The sequence below is a fragment of the Microbacterium sp. NPDC057741 genome (assembly GCF_042798735.1).
Classification (GTDB): Bacteria; Actinomycetota; Actinomycetes; order Actinomycetales; family Microbacteriaceae; genus Microbacterium.
In genome coordinates this window covers 143,857-163,001 of the sequence record NZ_JBHVJW010000003.1, presented here as the reverse complement: position 1 = coordinate 163,001, position 19,145 = coordinate 143,857, and the positions used below count along the sequence as shown (strand labels likewise).

17 protein-coding genes are annotated in these 19,145 nt (G+C 70.9%); 6 read left to right on the top strand and 11 right to left on the bottom strand.

Annotated features, from left to right (window positions below):
* The first annotated feature begins 1 nt into the window (after position 1).
* Positions 2-2,632 (top strand): ATP-dependent helicase HrpB, encoded by a 2,631-nt coding sequence (gene hrpB / locus ACFVDO_RS11750; protein WP_378855575.1) that lies wholly within the window; start codon positions 2-4, stop codon positions 2,630-2,632.
* 39 nt (positions 2,633-2,671) lie between these two features.
* Positions 2,672-3,250: a VanZ family protein gene (locus ACFVDO_RS11745; protein ID WP_378855573.1), complete on the top strand. Its 579-nt coding sequence runs from the start codon at positions 2,672-2,674 to the stop codon at positions 3,248-3,250.
* 4 nt (positions 3,251-3,254) lie between these two features.
* Here the strand turns inward: ACFVDO_RS11745 and ACFVDO_RS11740 are convergent, their stop codons facing one another.
* The 3 genes from ACFVDO_RS11740 to ACFVDO_RS11730 all read right to left on the bottom strand — a co-directional run bounded on the left by ACFVDO_RS11740 (position 3,255) and on the right by ACFVDO_RS11730 (position 6,076).
* Positions 3,255-4,520, bottom strand: a complete 1,266-nt coding sequence (locus ACFVDO_RS11740) for an MFS transporter (RefSeq protein WP_378855571.1) — start codon at positions 4,518-4,520, stop codon at positions 3,255-3,257.
* Positions 4,521-4,583: 63 nt separating this feature from the next.
* Positions 4,584-5,318 carry an ABC transporter permease gene (locus tag ACFVDO_RS11735; protein WP_378855569.1) on the bottom strand — a complete coding sequence of 245 codons (735 nt, stop codon included), beginning with the start codon at positions 5,316-5,318 and terminating at the stop codon, positions 4,584-4,586.
* Complete coding sequence (locus tag ACFVDO_RS11730) at positions 5,315-6,076, bottom strand: ABC transporter ATP-binding protein (protein ID WP_378855567.1); 762 nt, start codon at positions 6,074-6,076, stop codon at positions 5,315-5,317. Before ACFVDO_RS11730 ends, ACFVDO_RS11735 begins: the two co-directional genes overlap by 4 nt.
* 110 nt (positions 6,077-6,186) lie before the next feature.
* Between ACFVDO_RS11730 and ACFVDO_RS11725 the strand changes: the two genes are divergently transcribed.
* The 3 genes from ACFVDO_RS11725 (at position 6,187) to ACFVDO_RS11715 (ending at position 8,024) form a co-directional block, all read left to right on the top strand.
* Positions 6,187-6,453 carry a GlsB/YeaQ/YmgE family stress response membrane protein gene (locus ACFVDO_RS11725; protein ID WP_378855565.1) on the top strand — a complete coding sequence of 89 codons (267 nt, stop codon included), beginning with the start codon at positions 6,187-6,189 and terminating at the stop codon, positions 6,451-6,453.
* A gap of 153 nt (positions 6,454-6,606) precedes the next feature.
* Positions 6,607-7,653, top strand: a complete 1,047-nt coding sequence (locus ACFVDO_RS11720; RefSeq protein ID WP_378855563.1) for a DUF4332 domain-containing protein — start codon at positions 6,607-6,609, stop codon at positions 7,651-7,653.
* A complete protein-coding gene (locus tag ACFVDO_RS11715; protein WP_378855561.1) occupies positions 7,650-8,024 on the top strand; it encodes a hypothetical protein in 375 nt (124 codons plus the stop codon). The genes ACFVDO_RS11720 and ACFVDO_RS11715 overlap by 4 nt, the downstream gene beginning before the upstream one ends.
* Before the next feature lie 12 nt (positions 8,025-8,036).
* Here ACFVDO_RS11715 and ACFVDO_RS11710 read toward each other — a convergent pair whose 3' ends face one another.
* Complete coding sequence (locus ACFVDO_RS11710) at positions 8,037-9,533, bottom strand: L-serine ammonia-lyase, iron-sulfur-dependent, subunit alpha (RefSeq protein WP_378855559.1); 1,497 nt, start codon at positions 9,531-9,533, stop codon at positions 8,037-8,039.
* A 142-nt stretch (positions 9,534-9,675) separates the two neighbouring features.
* Between ACFVDO_RS11710 and ACFVDO_RS11705 the strand changes: the two genes are divergently transcribed.
* On the top strand, positions 9,676-10,551 hold the full coding sequence (locus ACFVDO_RS11705) for an endonuclease/exonuclease/phosphatase family protein (RefSeq protein ID WP_378855557.1): 876 nt from the start codon (positions 9,676-9,678) through the stop codon (positions 10,549-10,551).
* 219 nt (positions 10,552-10,770) lie between these two features.
* On the opposite strand, the gene ACFVDO_RS11700 is transcribed toward ACFVDO_RS11705, so the two are convergent.
* From ACFVDO_RS11700 to ACFVDO_RS11670, 7 genes are all read right to left on the bottom strand, one after another.
* Entirely contained in the window at positions 10,771-12,222 is a 1,452-nt protein-coding gene (locus tag ACFVDO_RS11700; RefSeq protein WP_378855555.1) for a sensor histidine kinase, read from the bottom strand.
* Positions 12,219-12,962, bottom strand: coding sequence for a response regulator transcription factor (locus tag ACFVDO_RS11695; protein ID WP_378855553.1), 744 nt, complete (start codon positions 12,960-12,962; stop codon positions 12,219-12,221). Before ACFVDO_RS11695 ends, ACFVDO_RS11700 begins: the two co-directional genes overlap by 4 nt.
* 347 nt (positions 12,963-13,309) lie before the next feature.
* Positions 13,310-15,367: a glycosyltransferase family 39 protein gene (locus tag ACFVDO_RS11690; protein WP_378855551.1), complete on the bottom strand. Its 2,058-nt coding sequence runs from the start codon at positions 15,365-15,367 to the stop codon at positions 13,310-13,312.
* On the bottom strand, positions 15,364-16,626 hold the full coding sequence (locus ACFVDO_RS11685; RefSeq protein WP_378855549.1) for a glycosyltransferase: 1,263 nt from the start codon (positions 16,624-16,626) through the stop codon (positions 15,364-15,366). The genes ACFVDO_RS11690 and ACFVDO_RS11685 overlap by 4 nt, the downstream gene beginning before the upstream one ends.
* Positions 16,627-16,691: 65 nt before the next feature.
* Positions 16,692-17,435 carry an amino acid ABC transporter ATP-binding protein gene (locus ACFVDO_RS11680; protein WP_378855547.1) on the bottom strand — a complete coding sequence of 248 codons (744 nt, stop codon included), beginning with the start codon at positions 17,433-17,435 and terminating at the stop codon, positions 16,692-16,694.
* Entirely contained in the window at positions 17,432-18,298 is an 867-nt protein-coding gene (locus ACFVDO_RS11675) for an amino acid ABC transporter permease (protein WP_378855545.1), read from the bottom strand. Before ACFVDO_RS11675 ends, ACFVDO_RS11680 begins: the two co-directional genes overlap by 4 nt.
* Positions 18,295-19,143 carry an ABC transporter substrate-binding protein gene (locus ACFVDO_RS11670; RefSeq protein WP_378855543.1) on the bottom strand — a complete coding sequence of 283 codons (849 nt, stop codon included), beginning with the start codon at positions 19,141-19,143 and terminating at the stop codon, positions 18,295-18,297. The genes ACFVDO_RS11675 and ACFVDO_RS11670 overlap by 4 nt, the downstream gene beginning before the upstream one ends.
* Positions 19,144-19,145: the final 2 nt, after the last annotated feature.

The following is a 19,145-nucleotide window of genomic DNA, read 5'->3' as shown; positions in this document are numbered from 1 at the left end:
GATGCCGGGGACGCGAGAGACTGGACGGGTGACTTTCGACCTGGCGAGGATCGGCGACGGGCTCGCGTTCGCGGGCGCCCTCGACGACCTGCGCGCCGCGCTCGACTCGAGCTCGGCCGTCGTGGTCAGCGCGCCGCCCGGCACGGGCAAGACCACACTCGTCCCTCCCCTGCTCGCCTCCCGCGCGACGGGGCGCATCGTCGTCACCCAGCCGCGCCGTGTCGCCGCGCGCGCGGCCGCCCGGCGTCTGGCACAGCTCGACGGCTCGCCGCTCGGCACCAGGGTCGGGTTCACGGTCCGCGGCGAGCGCTCCGTCAGCAGCGACACCCGGGTCGAGTTCGTCACGGCCGGCGTGCTGCTGCGGCGGATGCTTGATGACCCGGGCCTCGACGGCGTGCACGCGGTCATCCTCGACGAAGTGCATGAGCGCGCACTGGAGACCGATCTGCTGATCGGACTGCTCAGCGAGGTGCGGGAGCTGCGCGATGATCTCGTGCTGATCGCGATGTCGGCGACGCTCGACGCCGCGCGCATCGCGGAGGTGATCGGCGACCCCGCCCCGGTGGTCGAGCACCGCGTTCCGGCGCACCCGCTCGCCGAGCGCTGGGCGCCGAGCCAGGTGCCGCGGCTGGACGAGCGAGGAGTCACGCGCGGCTTCCTGGACCATGTCGCCCGCACCGCGGCATCCGGCGCCCGCGACCTCGACTCCGGCGACACCCTGGTCTTCGCCCCCGGCGCATGGGAGGTCGCCGAGATCGCCCGCCGCCTGCGTGAGGAGGCCCGCGGATTCGACGTGCGCGAGCTGCACGGGCAGATCCCGGCCGCCGAGCAGGATGCCGTGATCCGCGGCCGCGCGGCCGGCGAGCCACCGCGCATCATCGTAACGACCTCGCTCGCCGAGTCATCACTCACCGTGCCCGGCGTGCGCCTGGTCGTCGACAGCTGCCTCTCCCGGTTCCCGCAGCGCGACGCCGCCCGCGGCATGAGCGGGCTCGTCACCGCCGGTGCCGCACGGTCGTCGTGCGTGCAGCGCGCGGGCCGCGCCACAAGGCAGGGACCCGGAGTCGTCATCCGCTGCGTCGACGAGCGCACCTACGCGGCGGCTCCCGCGCGGCCGGCGCCCGAGATCGCGACGGCGGATCTCGCGGATGCCGCGCTGCTGCTGGCCTGCTGGGGTGCACCGGGCGGCGCGGGGCTGAGGCTCATCGACCCGCTGCCCGCCGATGCGCTGGCCGAGGCACAGAGCGTGCTGCACGACCTCGGCGCGACCGACGACGACGGCAGGGCGACCCCCGAGGGGCGCCGCCTGGCCGGCATCCCCGTCGACCCGCGACTCGCCCGCGCACTGCTCGAGGGCACCGAACTGGTCGGTGTGGAGCTCGCCTCCGAGGTCGTCGCGCTGCTCGGTGGCGACATCCGCGTGCCCGACATCGACGTCGCCGCCGCGATCGTCGCGCTGCGGAACGGCCGCGGGCCGGATGCCCGGCGCTGGGCGCAGGAGGCCCGGCGCCTGCGGCGCTTCGCGCCGGCATCCCCTCCCGGTTCCGGTCCCGACGGACGCGGGTCCCGGCCCGGCACACCCGCAACTGATGAGACCGGGGCATCAGAAGGATGGCGGCCTGGCGGAAGCGTGGACGACGCGGGCCTCGTGATCGGGCTCGCGTTTCCGGCTCGCATCGCGCGGCGGGTCGATCGCACGGCGGAGGGCGCGACGTTCCTGCTGGCGTCCGGCACGAGAGCCGGCGTGCGTGGCGCCCTCGCCGGAGCAGACTGGCTGGCCGTCGCCGATGTCGCGCGCGCGTCCGGCAGGGCCGCCGCCGGTTCCGGGGCGATCATCCGCGCCGCTGCCGCCATCACCGAGGCCCAGGTTGAGCGGGCCGCCGACCACCTCATCACGGACCGCGTCGAAGCCGGGTTCGTGAAGGGCCGCGTCGCCGCACGCCGCGAGCGCCGGGTCGGCGCGATCGTGCGCGCCTCGGTGCCGGTGCGCGCGACGGCCGAGGAGGGCCGTGCAGCCGTGCAGCGCGCCCTGCGCCGTGATGGCCTCGGCGTCTTCACCTGGTCGGATGCCGCAGACGAGCTGCGCCGCCGGCTCGCCCTGCTGCACCGCGCGATCGGCTCCCCGTGGCCGGACATGTCGGATGCTGCGCTCACCGACGCCCTCGACACCTGGCTCGGTCCCGAGATCGACGCCCTCGCCACCGGCACCCCGGCGGGCCGCATCGACCTGGCATCCGCTCTGCGCCGCCTGCTGCCCTGGCCCACCGCGGCGGAGTTCGACACACTGGCGCCTTCACTGATCGAGGTGCCCAGCGGCTCCCGCATCCGCATCTCCTACCCGCCGATCGACGACGCGACGGCGAAGCCGGTCGTCGCCGTGAAGCTGCAGGAGTGCTTCGGCTGGGCCGAGACGCCGCGCCTGGCGGGCGGACGCGTGCCCGTGCTGTTCCATCTGCTCTCCCCCGCCGGACGGCCGCTCGCCGTCACCGACGACCTCGCATCGTTCTGGTCCGGCCCCTACGCGCAGGTGCGCGCGGAGATGCGCGGCCGGTATCCGAAGCATCCATGGCCCGAGGATCCGTGGGCCGCTGCGCCGACGCGGCACACGAAGAACCGCGCCGCTCGTGATTGAGTCCCTGGCGGCTCCGAGGATGTCGCGAGAGGATGCACTGTGATCTCCTCGCCGCCGAACCGTTCACGCCGCAGTCGCGGCATCCTGCTCGGCGCGTTCGCGGTCTATCTCGTGCTGCTCGTGTGGGTCGTGCTGTGGAAGCTCGAAGTGCCGTGGATCGGCGAGGCCGCGGGGCTGGGCAGGCCCGTCAAGCTCATCCCGTTCGTCGCCAGCGGAGATGCCGGCGCGAACTCACCTGCCGAGATGACGATCAACCTCGTGCTCTTCGTGCCCTTCGGGCTGTTCCTCGGCGCCATCGCGCCGAGATGGTCATGGTGGCGGGCCGGTCTTGCCGCGCTCGGCGCGAGTCTCGTGCTCGAGGCCGTGCAGCACCTCATCTCGACGGGCAGCTTCGACACCACCGACCTGATCGTCAACACCGCCGGCGCACTCCTCGGCTGGGTCGTGTACCTCCTCGTGCGCAGAGCGGCGGGCCCGCGGACGCCCGTCATCATGTCGCGTGTCTGCATCACGATGTCGGCTCTCGCGCTCGTGGCCGTCACGGCGTTCGTCGTCTCGCCGTTCCACTACGGCCCGCAGCGCGACGTCGTGGTGGAGCGCACGAGCCCGATGCCGTGAGCACTCAGTGCGCGCGCGAAACCGCCGCGGTGCTCTCGGATTCCGGATCCTGCTCGGGCAGGCGGCGGACACTCGGAAGCCGTGAGGCGAGCGCGACGATGAGCTGAGCGGCGAAGACCGCCACCGCCGCCACCAGACACCAGTCCAGTCCGACGAGCGCCGAGATCATCGCCGCCAGCCCGGCCCCGAGCGGACGGGCGCCATAGGTCGACACGATCATCAGCGACGACACCCGCCCGAGCAGCGGCAGCGGGGTGACGGCCTGGCGGAGCGCGGTCGTCGAGATCGACCACAGCACGGGACCGAACCCGAACAGGAAGAACGATACGAAGATGATCGCGGATGACGGGATCCACAGCGTCGACATCAGAATGACCGCCGCGAGGAATCCGCCGATCGGGCCCAGCAGCATCAGGCCTCCGAGGGGGATCCGGGCCGAGAGCCAGCGCGCGGTGAAGGCACTGAGCACGCCGCCGACCCCGGAGATGCCGAGTGCGATGCCGACCGTCGCCGGAGTCATGCCGACTCTGTCGATCGCGTGCACCACGAAGACCGCCTGCACGAGAAACCAGCCGATGTTGAAGATCATCGAGGTGAGGACCATGGGTCGCAGCAGGTCGTTCCCGAACGCGAAGCGGAGTCCCTCACCGAGGCTGCGCATCGCGTGCCCGCGCGACGCCGCTGCGGGTCGATCGGGGAGGGCGACCCGGGAGAGCAGGGCGACGGCGGCGGCGCACACGACCGTGGCCACGACGAAGGCGGTGCTCGCACCGGCGAACGACACGAGCGCGCCGCCGAGCGCCGGGCCGGCGATGTAGGCGGTGCTCCGCCCGAGCTCGATCCAGCGGTTCGCGTCGACAAGGCGCTCTCGAGCCACGAGCGTGGGCACGGTCGCAGGCACGGCGACGCTGAAGGCGACCGTGCCGATCGCACCGATCAGGCCCAGGACGAGGAGCGCGGGGAACGTGAGTGCGTCGAGCAGCAGCAGCGCGACGATGCTCACAAGCGTGACCGCGCGCAGCGTCTCGGCGCCGAGGAGGAATCCGCGCGGCGAGTGGCGATCGACCAGCAGCCCGAAGGGGATCGCCAGCAGCAGGAACGGCAGCGTCTGCGCCACCTGCAGCAGCGCAGTCTCCGTCGCGCCCGCGCCCAGGATGATCACGGCCGCCAGCGGGGCGGCCGCCAGGGCGAGCTGCTCGGCGGAGAGCGTGAGCACGCTCGCCGCTGACAACCGCCGGAAAGGGGCGGGGAGGGGCGTGCGGGTGGTCATGGATCGATTCCAGCAGGCGGAGTCGGCCGCTGCTGGCGGGAATCGGACCCGTCGCTCCGACGCCTACGGTGTCCGGCGGCGCAGCGTGAGTGGAGCGAGCACCAGGAACGCGACGGCGAACGCGACAACGATCAGCACCGGCGCCCAGACGTCCCAGCCCTCGTCCCCCGCCGTCACCGCATTGATCGCGTCGATCGCATGGCTGAGCGGCAGCCAGTCCGAGATGGCGTAGAGCACGTCGGGCATCTGGTCGCGCGGCATGAACAGCCCACCCAGGATGATCTGCGGGAACACGAGCACCGGCATGAACTGCACGGCCTGGAACTCGGTCTGCGCGAACGCGCTCGCCAGCAGCCCCAGGGCCGTACCGAGCACGGCGTCCACCACTGCGACCAGGCCCAGCTGCCAGAGCGGGCCGTCCACGTTCAGTCCGCACACGTACACCGCGAACGCGACGGTGATGACGGCCTGCAGCACCGCCATCAGTCCGAACGCCAGCGCGTATCCCAGGATGAAGTCCGCCTTGCCGAGCGGCGTCGTCATCAGCCGCTCGAGCGTCCCGGACCGGCGCTCACGCAGCGTGGTGATCGAAGTGATCAGGAACATCACGATGAACGGGAACAGCGCCAGGATCGCCCCGCCGAACTGGTCGAACACGCCGTCCTGATCGGTGAACAGCCAGGCGAACAGGCCCACCAGCAGGCTGGGCGCGACCACCATCAGCGCGATCGATCGCGGATCGTGCCTCAGCTGCCCGAGCACACGCCCGGCGGTCGCGAGCATCCGGCGCGGGTTCACGACGCCGCTCCCCGCTGTGAGCGCCGCGTCGGGGGATGCTGCTTCTCGTCGCGCGCGATGAGGGCGAGGAACGCGTCCTCGGCATCCGGCTCTCCGGTGTCCTCCAGCAGCGCCGCCGGCGTGGTGTCGGCGATCAACCGGCCGTCGCGCATGAGCAGCAGCCGGTCGCAGCGCCGCGCCTCGTCCATGACGTGGCTGGAGACGATGAGCGTGGTCCCGGCATCCGCTATCCGCCGGAACATGCCCCACAGCTCGCTGCGCAGCACGGGATCGAGGCCGACGGTGGGCTCGTCCAGCACGACCAGTTCGGGGCTGCCGAGCAGGGCGGCACCGAGCGACACCCGCCCGGCCTGCCCTCCGCTGAGATCCACGACCTGCTGTTTCGCGTGGTCGCGCAGCCCTACTTCGTCGAGCACCCGGTCGACGTCGCCGCGCGGTGCACCGAGTACGGATGCGAAGTACTGCAGGTTCTGCCGCACGGTCAGGTCGCCGTACACAGCGGCGCCCTGCGTGCCGTAGGCGACCCTGTCGCGCAGCCCGCGCGATCCGGCGGGCTCGCCGAGCACGGTGACCGTGCCGCCCTTGACCTTCTGCACGCCCACGATCGCGCGCAGCAGCGTCGTCTTGCCGCATCCGCTGGGGCCGAGCAGTCCGGTGATCTCACCATGCGGGATCGCCACGTCCAGCCCGTCGAACACGGTGCGGCGCCCGCGCCTCACCGTGAGGGCGTCGACCGTCACCGCCGGTGCATCCGTCATGTCTGAATAGTGCGCCCTGCGGACGCCGCGGTCAATGAACCGCGCCGAGCCCGCTGCGCGTCGCACGGCTGCGTCGGGCAGACTGCCGCGCACGCAATATGATGGCGCTCATGCTCATCATCGGCCTCATCCTCTTCGGCATGATCATCGGCGCCGCCGCCCAGTGGCTGCTCGGCAGCAGCAAGGGCAAGAAGGTCGACTGGGCGCTGGCCTGCGCCGCCGGACTGATCGGCTCCTTCGTCGGCGGTCTGCTGATCAGCCTGCTCAGCGGCGACGGCCTGGAGCTCCGGCCGAGCGGCATCATCGGCTCGCTGGTGGGCGCGCTGATCGTCACCGCGATCTGGCTCGCCTGGAACCGCAGCCGCGCGAAGAAGTGACGCGCTGGGGCATCCCGCTCAGCACTCGATGACGTTCACCGCGAGGCCGTCGACCGTCACCGCCGGAGCATCCGTCCTGTGATGACCGCGCGCCGTGAACTCGGCGAAGTCACCGATCCTCGTCATTGACCGTCGTCCTCGCACGGGCATACAGTGAGCGCGCAGGCACGCATCGGAAGGCACGCCATGGCCGCGATCGACGACATTCCGGGGATCTCTGCGGGCGACAGGGACGGGCTCGCCGCCCTGGGCCTGCACACCACGGACGACCTGCTGCGCACCGAGCGGAACGCCCTGATGCGGCGGATGCCCGGACTCACCCGCGAAGGGATCCTGCGGTGGCAGGCGATCGCCGAGCTGGTGCAGATCGACGGGCTGTCCGCATCTGACGCCGGGATGCTGGCGGACGCCGGCGTGAACGGCGTCGACGAGCTGCGCACCTGGCTGCCCAGCCGCGTGCTCGCCGCGGTTCCGCGGATCGACTCCGACACCGCGGCCGGCTGGTCGATCGACGCCATGCGGCTCTCGCAGACCGGGGTCGTGAACGGCAACGTGCGCCTCCGTGACAGCACCCCGGTCGAGGGCGCGGCCGTCTCGATCGCGGGGCAGACCCTCCTCACAGACCAACGCGGCCGCTTCCGCGCCGTCCGCCTCGCGCTCGGCACGAAACTGACCGTCGAGGTGCATCACCCCGAACTCGGCTTCACGCGGGTGCGCAATGTCGTGCCGCATCGCTCCGGGGCGCTGGTCGCCACCGATGTGGTCCTGGCGGGACGGCCGCAGATGGCGAAGGATCTCAGCGAGTTGCGGGGCGACACGCTCCCGCCGCTGACCTCGGCACCGATGACGACGAGACAGGTGACCGATGCTCCGGATGCCCGTGACGTGCTCGTGTTCGTGCGCACCTACGCGAACGGCGACTACCAGGTCGCCTCGAGGTTCCTGGACTTCTCCGGCGGCCGGTTCGTGCGCCGCACCTACCGGCTTCCGGCGTCCGTCGTGACCCTCGTGCCGCGGCGCGGAGACGACCTGGTCGCCGACGGAACGCGCTGGCGCGTGACCCGGCTCAACCGCGGTCAGCTCGGGCGAAGGGTCGCTCAGTTCGCCGTGCAGCGCAGGTTCCCCAGCATCCCGTCGACGGCGGCGGGCCAGGACGCGATGGCGAAGGCGATCGCCCGTTCTCTGGAGGCGCGGCGATGACCACCGCATTCGTCTTCATCGCGGCCGGCGATGCGTGCCCGCTCTGCGAGGGATTGCACGGTGAGAAGGTCGAGCCGGGTTTCAAGCCCCATGACAACTGCAACTGCAACACCGTGCAGGACAGCAACGGCGATCCCTGCCAGTTCGTGGCGAACGATCTCGGTTCCATGGAGATGCAGGACTCGTTCCAGGTGCAGCTGCGGCTGACGGTGCAGTGCAAGGACCGGTCCACGCGCACGAAGGACATCCAGTACCGCGTCGTCAAGGGCGATCCGCCGAGGGCGGACGATGTCGAGGAGGACCTGTCCGACTTGTGCGACGAGTGCGCGCCCGGCGCCGACGACGGCGACGATGACTTCCTGTGCTGCTGACCGCGGAGCCGCTCAGCACTCGATGACGTTCACCGCGAGGCCGCCCTCGCTGGTCTCCTTGTACTTCGTCGACATGTCGAGCCCGGTCTGGCGCATGGTCTCGACGACCGCGTCGAGCGACACGTAGTGGTGCCCGTCGCCGCGCAGCGCGAGCCGCGCAGCGGTGACGGCAGTGGATGCCGCGATCGCATTGCGCTCGATGCAGGGGATCTGCACGAGCCCGCCGATCGGGTCGCAGGTGAGGCCCAGGTGGTGCTCCATCGCGATCTCGGCGGCGTTCTCGATCTGGCGGACCGTGCCGCCCATCACGGCGGTCAGGCCGCCGGCGGCCATCGCGCACGCCGAGCCGACCTCGGCCTGGCAGCCGCCCTCGGCACCCGAGATCGACGCGTTCGCCTTGAACAGCGAACCCAACGCGGTGGCGGTGAGCAGGAAGCGACGGATGCCGCGGCGGCGGTTGGCCTCTGCGACGGCGTCCGGGTCGTCGAGCGCGCCGACCGCGACCAGTGAGGCCTCCGCGCCGAACCCGAGCAGTGCGCTGCCGACGAGCTCGCCGTAGGGCGTGACCGCGTTGCCGGCGCCGAGACCGGAGTCGGCGAGGAAGCGCCACCAGTACATCGCGACGGCAGGCAGGATGCCTGCGGCACCGTTGGTCGGCGCGGTGACGACGCGACCGCCCGCGGCGTTCTCCTCGTTCACGGCCAGCGCGAACGCACCGAGCCACTCGCCCGGGATCTGGGCGTGCCCGTCGGACTCGGCCGACTCCAGCTGCTCCCGGATGTCGGATGCCCGGCGCTTGACCTTGAGCATTCCGGGCAGCGTGCCGCCGGTGTGCAGGCCCGAGTCGACGCAGGAGTACATGGCGTCCCAGATCGCGTCGAGTCCCGCGGCGACGTCCTCCTCGCTGCGACTGGCCATCTCGTTGGCACGGGCGATCTCGGCGATAGACAGCCGATTCTCGTCGCACAGCGCGAGGAGCTCCTCCGCCGTGTCGTAGGGGTAGGGCTGCACCGCGGCGGAGACCCGCGCCTCCTCACCGTCGCGGCGGATGAAGCCGCCGCCGATCGAGTAGTAGGTCTGCTCGAGCACCGGGGTGCCGTCGGCGTCGAGCGCGTGCAGCGTCATCGCGTTCGGGTGGCCGGGCAGGCGGGTGCGCGGCACGAACGAGACGTCGTCCTTCGCGAACGGGATGCTGCGCTCACCTGCGAGCAGCAGGTCACGACCCTCCGGCCAGGTGCTCCAGAGCGCGCGCACGTCGTCGGGATCGCACGTCTCGGGGTGCAGATCCTGCAGGCCGGCGAGCACGGCGTCCGGCGTTCCGTGGCCGAGTCCGGTCGCCCCGAGCGAGCCGAACAGCTCACAGGTGACGCGCTCCACCCTCTCGAGCAGCCCTTCGGCGCGCAGGCGCGCGGCGAAGTCGACTCCAGCGCGCATCGGACCGACGGTATGGGAGCTCGAAGGTCCCACACCGATGGAGAACAGGTCGAAGGCCGAGACGTACGCAGTCACCCCTCAAGGCTACGCGCTGAGCGGGCGCATGGAGGCCGAGCGGATCCGGACACCCGCCATGCGCAATTCACCGTCCGGACACTGGAAAGCGCTTTACTGGTGGCGCATCCGCGCACCCGCGCGGCCGGAAAGGATCCCAGAGATGAAACGCCTCCCCTCCCTGCTCACCTTCGGCATCGCCGCGGCGGGCATCGCCGCGCTCGGCTCCGCCCCCGCGATCGCCGCGACGCCACCGGCGTCCGATGCAGCTCAGCGCACGATCACCGTCGCCTCGTACAACATCCACCACGGCGAGGGCCCCGACGGCGTCGTCGACCTCGAGCGGGTCGCGCAGACTCTGGAGAGCACCGACGCGAAGGTGATCGGCCTTCAGGAGGTCGACCGTCACTTCGGCGCCCGCTCCGGCTATGTCGACCAGGCCGCCTGGCTGGCGCAGCGCCTCGGGATGTCGTACTGCTACTCCGTGAACCTCGACTTCGATCCGGCCCCCGGTCAGACCGAGCGCAGCCAGTACGGCACGGCGATTCTTTCGTCGTACCCCCTGAAGGACTGCCAGAACACGCCGCTGCCGCTGCTGCCCGGCGAGGAGCAGCGCGGTCTGGCTCAGGCCGACGTGCTCATCCGAGGCGTCGAGCTGCGCTACTTCAACACGCACCTGACCCACCAGAGCGAGCAGGGGCGCCTCGACCAGGCCGCCGTGTTCACCGAGAAGGCGCAGGACGCCGAGGCCGCCGGAATGCCCGTCGTGCTCACCGGTGACCTCAACGCCGAGCCCGACAGCCCGGAGTACGACGTGTACACCCGGGTGCTGTCGGATGCCTGGGCGGCTGTGGGCGACGGCCCCGGTTACACCTTCGACAGCGACAACCCCATCGGGCGCATCGACTACGTGCTCACTTCAGACGATGTGACGCCGATCGCCGCGAAGGTCGTCCCCTCGCTCGCTTCCGATCACCTGCCCGTGGTGACCGAGGTCCGGCTGCCGCATCCGTCGTCGAACGGGCAGGGCCGCCGCTGACCTGCACCGGTCCTCTCCAGTGGGGAGTCGCCGCAGCAGACCCGCGGCGACTCCCCACGTCGGTCTCAGCCGAAGGCGGGATCGCCCCGCGGGCCACGGGATCCTCCCGCAGGAGGCGACTGATCGGCGCGGACCATCAGCCACGTCAACCGCGCCGCGCGACGGATCCTCGAGCTGAACTTCCTTCGTCCTGGCGGGCGGTAGCCCTCCGCACGCGGCTCAGGCTCCCGGCAGGCTGACCGCGAACGTCGCGCCGTCTCCCGGGACCGCGTCGATCGTGCCGCCATGGGCCTCGACCACGGCACGCGCGATCGCGAGGCCCAGCCCCGTACCGCCGCCTTCCTCGCGCGAGCGGGAGGCGTCCCCTCTCGCGAAGCGGTCGAACGCAGCCAGATCACCGGGCAGGCCGGGCCCGTCGTCGGCGACCGTGAGCGTCACGGTGCCGTCATCCGCCGAGACGCGCACCTGAACCGTCGTGCCGGGCGGCGTGTGCAGCCGCGCATTGCCGAGCAGGTTGTCGACGACACGGCGCAGGTCGGCGGCATCGCCGCTGACGATCGCCGCATCCTCGCCGAGCTCCATCGTCCAGGAGTGATCGGGTCCGGCCGTCCGCGCGGCGGCGACGGCCTCGGCGACCAGCATCCGCAGATCCACATCGGTGCGCGTCATCGCGGGCAGCGCGTCCAGTCGTGCGAGCACCAGCATCTGATCGATGAGCGAACTCATCCTGGTGCCCTCCGCGTCGATCAGCGCGGCGTTGCCGCGCATCTCCTCCGGTTCGACTCCGGCGCGCTCGGACAGCTGCGCATAGGCGCGGATGCTGGTCAGCGGCGTGCGCAGCTCATGACTGGCATCCGCCACGAACCGGCGCGTCGCCTGCTCGCCGGCCTCACGCTCGGCGAGCGCCCGCTCGACGTGATCGAGCAGGTCGTTGAGCGCGGCGCCCACCTGCCCGACCTCGGCTGTGGAGGCGATGTCGTCCTGGTCTACCCGCGGCGCGAGCGTCACCTCGCCGCGGCCGAGCGGCACGGAGGTCACCTCGGCGGCCGTGCCCGCCACCCGACGCAGCGGCCGGAGCGCGCGGCCCATGGCGAGAGCGGCGGCGAGGATCGCGAGCAGGATGCAGGCGAGACCGACCACGATCACCACCGTCGTGAGCCGCGCGGTGACCGAGGTGACCGGCTCCATCGAGAGGCCGCTCACGACGACATCGTCGCTGCCCGCGGTGCGGGACGCCACTCGGTACGCGCCGAGGTCACCGCCCAGATCGACGGTGATCGGGTCGCCGTCGTGCTGCACGGCCGCCAGCTGCTTCTGCTGCACGTCGGAGAGGTCGTGCCGCTGGCCCTCGGCGTCGATCCAGCCGCCGATCACGAACTCGTCGTCGCGGAACACGGCCGACACCGTGCCGGGCGGCTGCCCGGGGGCGCCCACCAGATCGTCCCTGCTCGGCTGAGATCCGTCGGGCGGCTGAGGCGCTCCCGGCGGGCGCAGACCGCCGACGATGTTCGCGCCGCGCTGCGCCGTGTTCACGAGCCGGTCGTCGAGCTGACCCAGCAGATAGTCGTTCAGAGAGACGACCGACACCACACCCACGATCACGCTCGCCGCGGCGACCAGTGCCGAGGCGATCAGCACGATCTGCAGACGCAGGCTGCGGGCACGCGTCACGGTGCGACCACCTTCAGCACGTAGCCGACCGCGCGCACAGTCTCGAGCCGCACCGACTCTCTCACCGCGAGCTTGCGGCGCAGACTCGACACGTACACCTCGACGAGATTCGAATCGGCACCGAAGTCGTAACCCCACACCGCCTCGAGGATCTGCGGGCGACGCAGCACCCGGCCGGCGTTGTTCGCCAGCAGGAGCAGCAGCTCGAACTCGGTCGCAGTCAGGTCGAGCGGCTCACCATCGAGAGAGGCCGCGACGGCCGCCTTATCGAGGGCGAGGTCGCCGACGTGCAACACGGATGCCGCGGGCTGGGCGATCGCCGTCGCAGTGCGGGCCAGCACCCGGACTCGGGCCTGCAGCTCCGGCACCGCGAACGGTTTGGTCAGGTAGTCGTCTCCCCCGGCCCTGAGCCCGGCGATCCGGTCATCGTGGCCGTCCAACGCGGTGAGGAAGAGCACCCGCACCTCGGGACGGATGGCCCGGATGCGGTCCAGCGTCTCGAGCCCGTCAATGCCAGGCATCATGATGTCGAGCACCACGATGTCGGGCTGGAACTCGCGCACCGCGAGCAGCGCGTCGCGGCCACGGTTCTCGACCTGCACCGCCCAGCCGTCGACGCTCAGCGAGTGCGCGACGGCCCCGGCCAGCGGCACCTCGTCGTCGACGACGAGCACCCGCGCCGGGCTTCCATCGGCGCGGAGCACCGGCGGAAGCCCGAGCGAGTCGCCTGCCATGGTCATGACCCGATCCTTGCGCACGTCCTTCTCCCTTCGCGAGCACCGCCCACATCGCAGTTCGTCACGCTTCGGCGACGCGGCCACCGCTCAGGTCCTAGTTCGTCGCGCTCTGCGCGCCGGAATCCGGGACGAAGCGCGACCTGAGCGAACAGGCCAGTCCGGTTCGGGGACCAATCGCGCCCGGAGTGCCCCGGCGCACTCCGGGCGCAATTCATCCCGCGCTCCGCCCCGGAATGAGGTCCAAATCGCGACCTGAGCAAGATCGCCAGTCCGGTTGCGGGACGAAAAGCGACCTGAGGCATCGCTTCGCTGCGGCGGTGGTGCCGGGCGCGGGGACAGCCACTGGAGGCTCACCGACCCGTGGATCCCGCAGTGAGGTCGTAGACCGTGACGCCGCCGACGGTCTGCGCGGTGAAGTTCGCCTCGACCCAGGACTGGATCTCGGAGTTCCCGCCGCCCATCCCCATGCCGCCACCGGCGATGAAGTAGTGGATGCGGCCGTCTTCGACGTACTGCTGGAACTGGGCCAGCGTCGGCGACGGGTCGCTGCCGTTGAAGCCTCCGATCGGCATCACGGCGTCTCCGGTCGCGAGCTGGTACCCGGCCGCGGACTGCGACCCGATGGTCGCGGCGACCCAGGTGTACTGCGAGGCGTCCTTCTCGAGCAGGGCCTGCAGCTCGGAGTCGACCGTGGATGCCTCGAGGAGGCCACCGGCCCCGCCCCCGGGCATCCCGCCCTCGAAACCGCCGGGCATCCCGCCCTCGGATCCGCCCGGCATGGCCGGTGGCGTTCCGCCGTTCTGCCCGGTGCCGTTCCCGCCGGGAAAGCCGCCGCCCGGCATCCCGCCCTGCATGCCACCCGTGCCGCCGGTGCCGCCCATGCCCCCGGGCCCGCCGCCGAACCCGCCCATGCCTCCCTGCACTGACGGACCCGCCGTCACGATCGACCCGGAGTGCCCGGTGCCGACCGTCTGCAGCGTGTACGCGGCAGGAGCCAGCAGGCCGCCGACGATCAGCGCTGCTGCTGCCGACACGTGGAGCGCCCGCGAGCGCGGCGGCAGCAGCACGAGCACGGCGCCGGCGACAGACACGACGATCACGACCACCTTCAGCCATGGCATCCAGCTGCTGGAGCGTTCCAGCAGCACCCATGCCCAGTCGGCGGTGACCAGTGCGGTCGCGGCGAGCAGGATGCGGGTCCACAGCCGCTCCCGGTGTGCGAACACGACCACGGCGCTCGTGCCGAGGAGACCAGCCAGCGGAGCTGCCAGGGCCACCGTGTAATAGGCGTGGAAGATCCCTGCCATGAAGCTGAACGCGAGCATCGTCACGACCAGCCAGCCGGCGAACGCGACCAGCAGGATGCGCCGGGGGTCGCGCCTCGGCGCACGGCCGATCAGCACCATGGCACCGCCGAACAGGATGAGCGCGGCCGGGATCAGCCACGAGATCTGCCCGCCGATCTCGTTCAGGAACAGTCGGAACAGCCCGGTCTCGCCCCACATACCGCCGCCGGCGCGCCCTCCCCCACCACCGACGCTGCCGACCTCGTTGCCGGTGATGCGCCCGAGCCCGTTGTAGCCGAAGGTCAGCTCGAGGAAGCTATTGCTCTGCGAGCCGCCGATGTACGGGCGAGCGGATGCCGGCACCAACTCGACCACCGCGACCCACCAGCCGGCCGACACGATCACGGCACCGAGTGCCGCGAGCAGGTGCCAGAGCCGCTTCAGCACCGGTGCCCCGGCAAACGCGAAGTACACGCCGGCGAGCACGGGAAGTACGAGGAACGCCTGCAGCTGCTTCGTGAGGAACCCGAAGCCGACCGCGACGCCGGCCAGCAGCAGCCACCGCAGCCGGCCACCGTCGATCGCGCGGAGTGTGAGGGCGACGGAGGCGGTGAGCAGCAGGAGCAGCAGCGCGTCGGGATTGTTGAACCGGAACATCAGGGCCGCCACCGGCGTGAGCGCGAAGATGCCCGTCGACAGCAGCGCGGCCCCCGCGCCGAAGCGCCGCCGCACCGTGAAGAGGATGATCGCCGCCGTCGCGACGCCCATCAGCGCCTGCGGCAGCAGGATGCTCCACGAGCTCAGGCCGAACACCCGGGCCGACAGCTCCATCACCCACAGGCTGGCCGGCGGCTTGTCGACGGTGATCGAGTTCCCGGCATCCGAGGATCCGTAGAAGAACGCGACCCAGTTCTGGGTGCCGGCCTGCACGGCCGCCGAGTAGAACGCGTTCGCCCAGCCGCTCGCGGCGAGATTCCAGACGTACAGGATGCCGGTGAGCAGCAGCGCGCCGGCGTAGGCCGGGGCCTCCCAGAGGGCACGGACGCGTGCCGAGGGCAGCGCATCCGCCGCAGGCGGAGCGGACGCGAAGCCGGCGGGCACGGGAAGTGATGCGGTGGTCATGAGCGGTTCGCCTCCTGAGCGATCATCTGGTGTCTGGTGGACAGGATCTCGGCGCGCGTCCCGGGCGGCGGATCGCCCCGGTCACGGTCGCGGAAGACCCACAGTCGCAGCATCGCGAAGCGCAGCACGGTGGCGACCAGGTTGGCGACGGTCAGCACGCCCACCTCGAGCAGCGGACTCGGGTTCGGGTCCGCGGCGTGCAGCAGCACGAGCGACCCGGAGGTCAGCGCCCACGCCATGCCGAACACGACCAGCCCCTGCAGGTGGTGCGTCGCGACGCGCGATCTGCCGCGGATGCCGAACGTGAACCGCCGGTTCGCCGCCGTGTTCGCGATCGCCGTGGTCAGCAGGGCGAGGAAGTTCGCCGCCTGCGCGGTGAGGAACGTCTGGAACAGCAGGTACACGAGCGCATAGGCCACGGTGGAGAGTGCCCCGATCACGCCGAAGCGCAGCACCTGCGCGAGCAGCGGCACCGGCGGCTGCGCGAAGGGATGCCGGCCGAGGTCGCGGTAGATCTCATCCACGGGAACCCGACCGCGCGCGAGGCTCAGTCCGACGCGAGCCATCCCCTTCAGATCCTCGGTCGCCGTGGCGATGACGTCGACCGAGCTCTGCGGGTCGTCGATCCAATCCACCGGCACCTCGTGGATGCGCAGCCCCGCCCGCTCGGCCAGAATCAGCAGCTCGGTGTCGAAGAACCAGTTGTCATCCTCGACGTGCGGCAGCAACCGCTGCGCGGCATCCGCTCTGATCGCCTTGAAGCCGCACTGCGCGTCGCTGAACCGCACCCCGAAGGTGCCGCGGAGCAGGGCGTTGTACGACCGCGAGACGAACTCGCGCTTCCCGCCGCGCACGATGCGCGAGGTGCGCGCCAGACGCGAGCCGATCGCGAGATCGGAATGCCCGGACAGCAGCGGCGCGACCAGCGGGCGCAGCGCGCGCAGATCCGTGGACAGATCCTCATCGACGTAGACCAGCACTCGAGCCGGGGATGCTGCCCAGACCGCCTTCAGCGTGCGGCCGCGGCCCTTCTGCGGCAGGTGCACGGCGATCACCCCGTCGAGGGTCGCGGCCAGGTCGTCGGCGATCCGCGCGGTGGCATCCGTGCTCGCGTTGTCGGCGATGGTGATCCGCCAGGACGCTGACTCGTCTTCGCTCAGATGCTCGTGCAGCAGTGCGATGCTCTGCGCGAGCGTGTCCTGCTCGTTGTACACGGGCACGACGACGTCGAGGTCGAGAAGCGGCTGCGAGGAGGTCATGCGACCATGTTCGGCAGCCCGCCGTCAGGAACCCTGTGGCGATCCTATGGTCGGGATAAAGCCCGCTACAGGCTGCGCACCCGCGAGAGGAACTCCGCGGTCGACGGATGCTGCGGAGCGTCGAAGATCTGCTCCGGCGGCCCCTGCTCGACCAGCACGCCCTCCTTGAGGAACACCACCCGATCGGCGACCTCGCGCGCGAAGGACATCTCGTGCGTGGCCATCACGATCGTCGAGCCGCGCCGCTTCAGCTCGCGCACAAGATCGAGCACCTCGCCGACCAGCATCGGATCGAGCGCGCTCGTGATCTCGTCGAGCAGCAGCACCTCGGGTTCGGTCAGGATGGCGCGCACGATCGCGACGCGCTGCTGCTGACCGCCGGAGAGCCGGTCGGGGTACTCGTCTGCCTTGGAGCCGAGGCCCAGCGACTCGAGCAGCTCGCGGCCGCGGGCGCGAGCCTTGCCCTTCGGCATTCCGTGCACCTTACGGGCGGCGAGCGTGACGTTGTCGAGCACGGTCATGTGCGGGAACAGGTTGAAGTGCTGGAACACCACGCCGATCCGTGCGCGCACGGAATCGGCGTCCACGCGCGGGTCGGTGATGTCATCGCCCTGCAGGAAGATCTGGCCGTCGTCGACCCGCTCGATGAGGTTCATCGTCTTCAGCAGCGTCGACTTGCCCGAACCGGATGCTCCGATCAGCACGACCACCTCGTGCGGCGCGACGGCGAGGTCGAGGCCGCGCAGCACGTCGTGGTCGTCGAAGCGCTTGCGCACGCCCCTGGCCTCGATCACGGGTACGACGGTCATACGACTCCTCCGGCCTGCTCGCGCTTGTTGAGGCGTGCGGTGACGCCGTCGGTCAGGCGGATCATCGGCCAGCTCAGGGCGATGAAGAACAAAGCCGCGACGATGTACGGGGTGTAGTTGAAGGTCTCGGCGACCTGCAGCTGCGCGGCGCGCACCGCATCGACGACGCCGAGGATCGAGATCAGCCCGACGTCCTTCTGCATCGACACGAAGTCGTTCATCAGAGCGGGGATCACCTTGCGCACGCCCTGCGGGATGACGACCATCCGCAGGGTCTGCGCGTGACTGAGGCCGAGGGAGCGCGCGGCGACGCGCTGCGACGGATGCACCGCCTCCATGCCCGCTCGGAGCACCTCGGCGACGTAGGCCGAGTAGCTGATGATGATGGCGAGGGTTCCCCAGAACACCGCGGGCATCCGCGGGAAGATCATCAGCGCCGGGATGCCGTAGCCCACCAGGTACAGCACGATCAGCACCGGCACGCCGCGGAAGAAGTCGGTGTACGCCGCGGCGAGAGTGCGCAGCGGGAAGAACACCGGGCCGCGCAGGGTGCGCATGACCGCGAGCAGCGTGCCGAGGATCGCGACGCCCACGGCGGCGATGAGCAGCACCATGATGTTCACCAGCAGACCTTGGAACACCGGACCGATGCTCGCCAGCGCGATCTCGGGGTCGAAGAACGTCTCGCGGACGACCGTCCACCCGGGGGTGTTCACCAGGATCGCGACGATCACGCCGATCAGGACGACGCTGCTGATGAGCGCGATCAGGACCGATCGCGTAGTGGCACGGCGCCGCAGAGCGCGGCGCGACAGCTCGAGATCGCTCGGCTGCCACGTCGCCTCGGCGGTGGTGCTGCTCACTTCAGGACGGGGACGTCGACCGCGTCGCTGAGCCACTTCTGCTGCAGCTCGTCGAGGGTGCCGTTCTCGCGCAGCGTGTCGACGGCCTTCGAGACGTCGGCGGTCAGCGCGGAGCCCTTCGGCAGCACGAAGGCGAAGTCGTCGCCGCCATCGGTGCTGGCGAACTGGCCGGAGACTGTGGCGTTGTCGATCTGCGCACCGGTGACGTAGAACGCGCCGGGCAGGTCGGTGACCATCGCGTCGATCTGGCCGCTCTTGAGCGCCAGCACGACGTCGTCGACGGTGTTGAAGACACTGAGGCTCTTCTCGCCGAGCTGGTCCTTGGCGACCGTGTAGCTGGTGGTGCCGGCGGCGACGCCGACCTTGATCTTCTTCAGCTCATCGACCGTGGTGGCCTTGGCGGCGGGCGAGTCGTTCAGCACGACGACGGCCTGCGTGGTCGTGTAGTACGGCGACGAGAAGTCGACGGCCTTCTTGCGCTGGTCGGTGACCGAGAACTGCTGGATGTTGACGTCCCAGTCCTTCGGCCCGGGCGCGATGGCCTCGTCGAAGCCGGTGCGCACCCACTCGATGTCCTTGGAGTCGAAGCCGAGCTCCTTGGCGACCGCGTTCGCGACCGCGCCCTCGAAGCCCTTGCCGTTGGCCGGGTCGTCGTCGACGAACCACGGCTCGTAGTTCGGCTCGCCGGTCGCGATGGTCAGCTTGCCCGCGGTGACGGTGGGCAGCGAGCCGTCGCCGGCGTCAGCCGAGGGCGCGGAGGTGCCGGAACAGGCGGCGAGGGAGACGGCGGCCGCGACCGCGATGAGCGAGAGCGCGGCGCGGCGGAGGGTGCGGGAAACGGGCACGG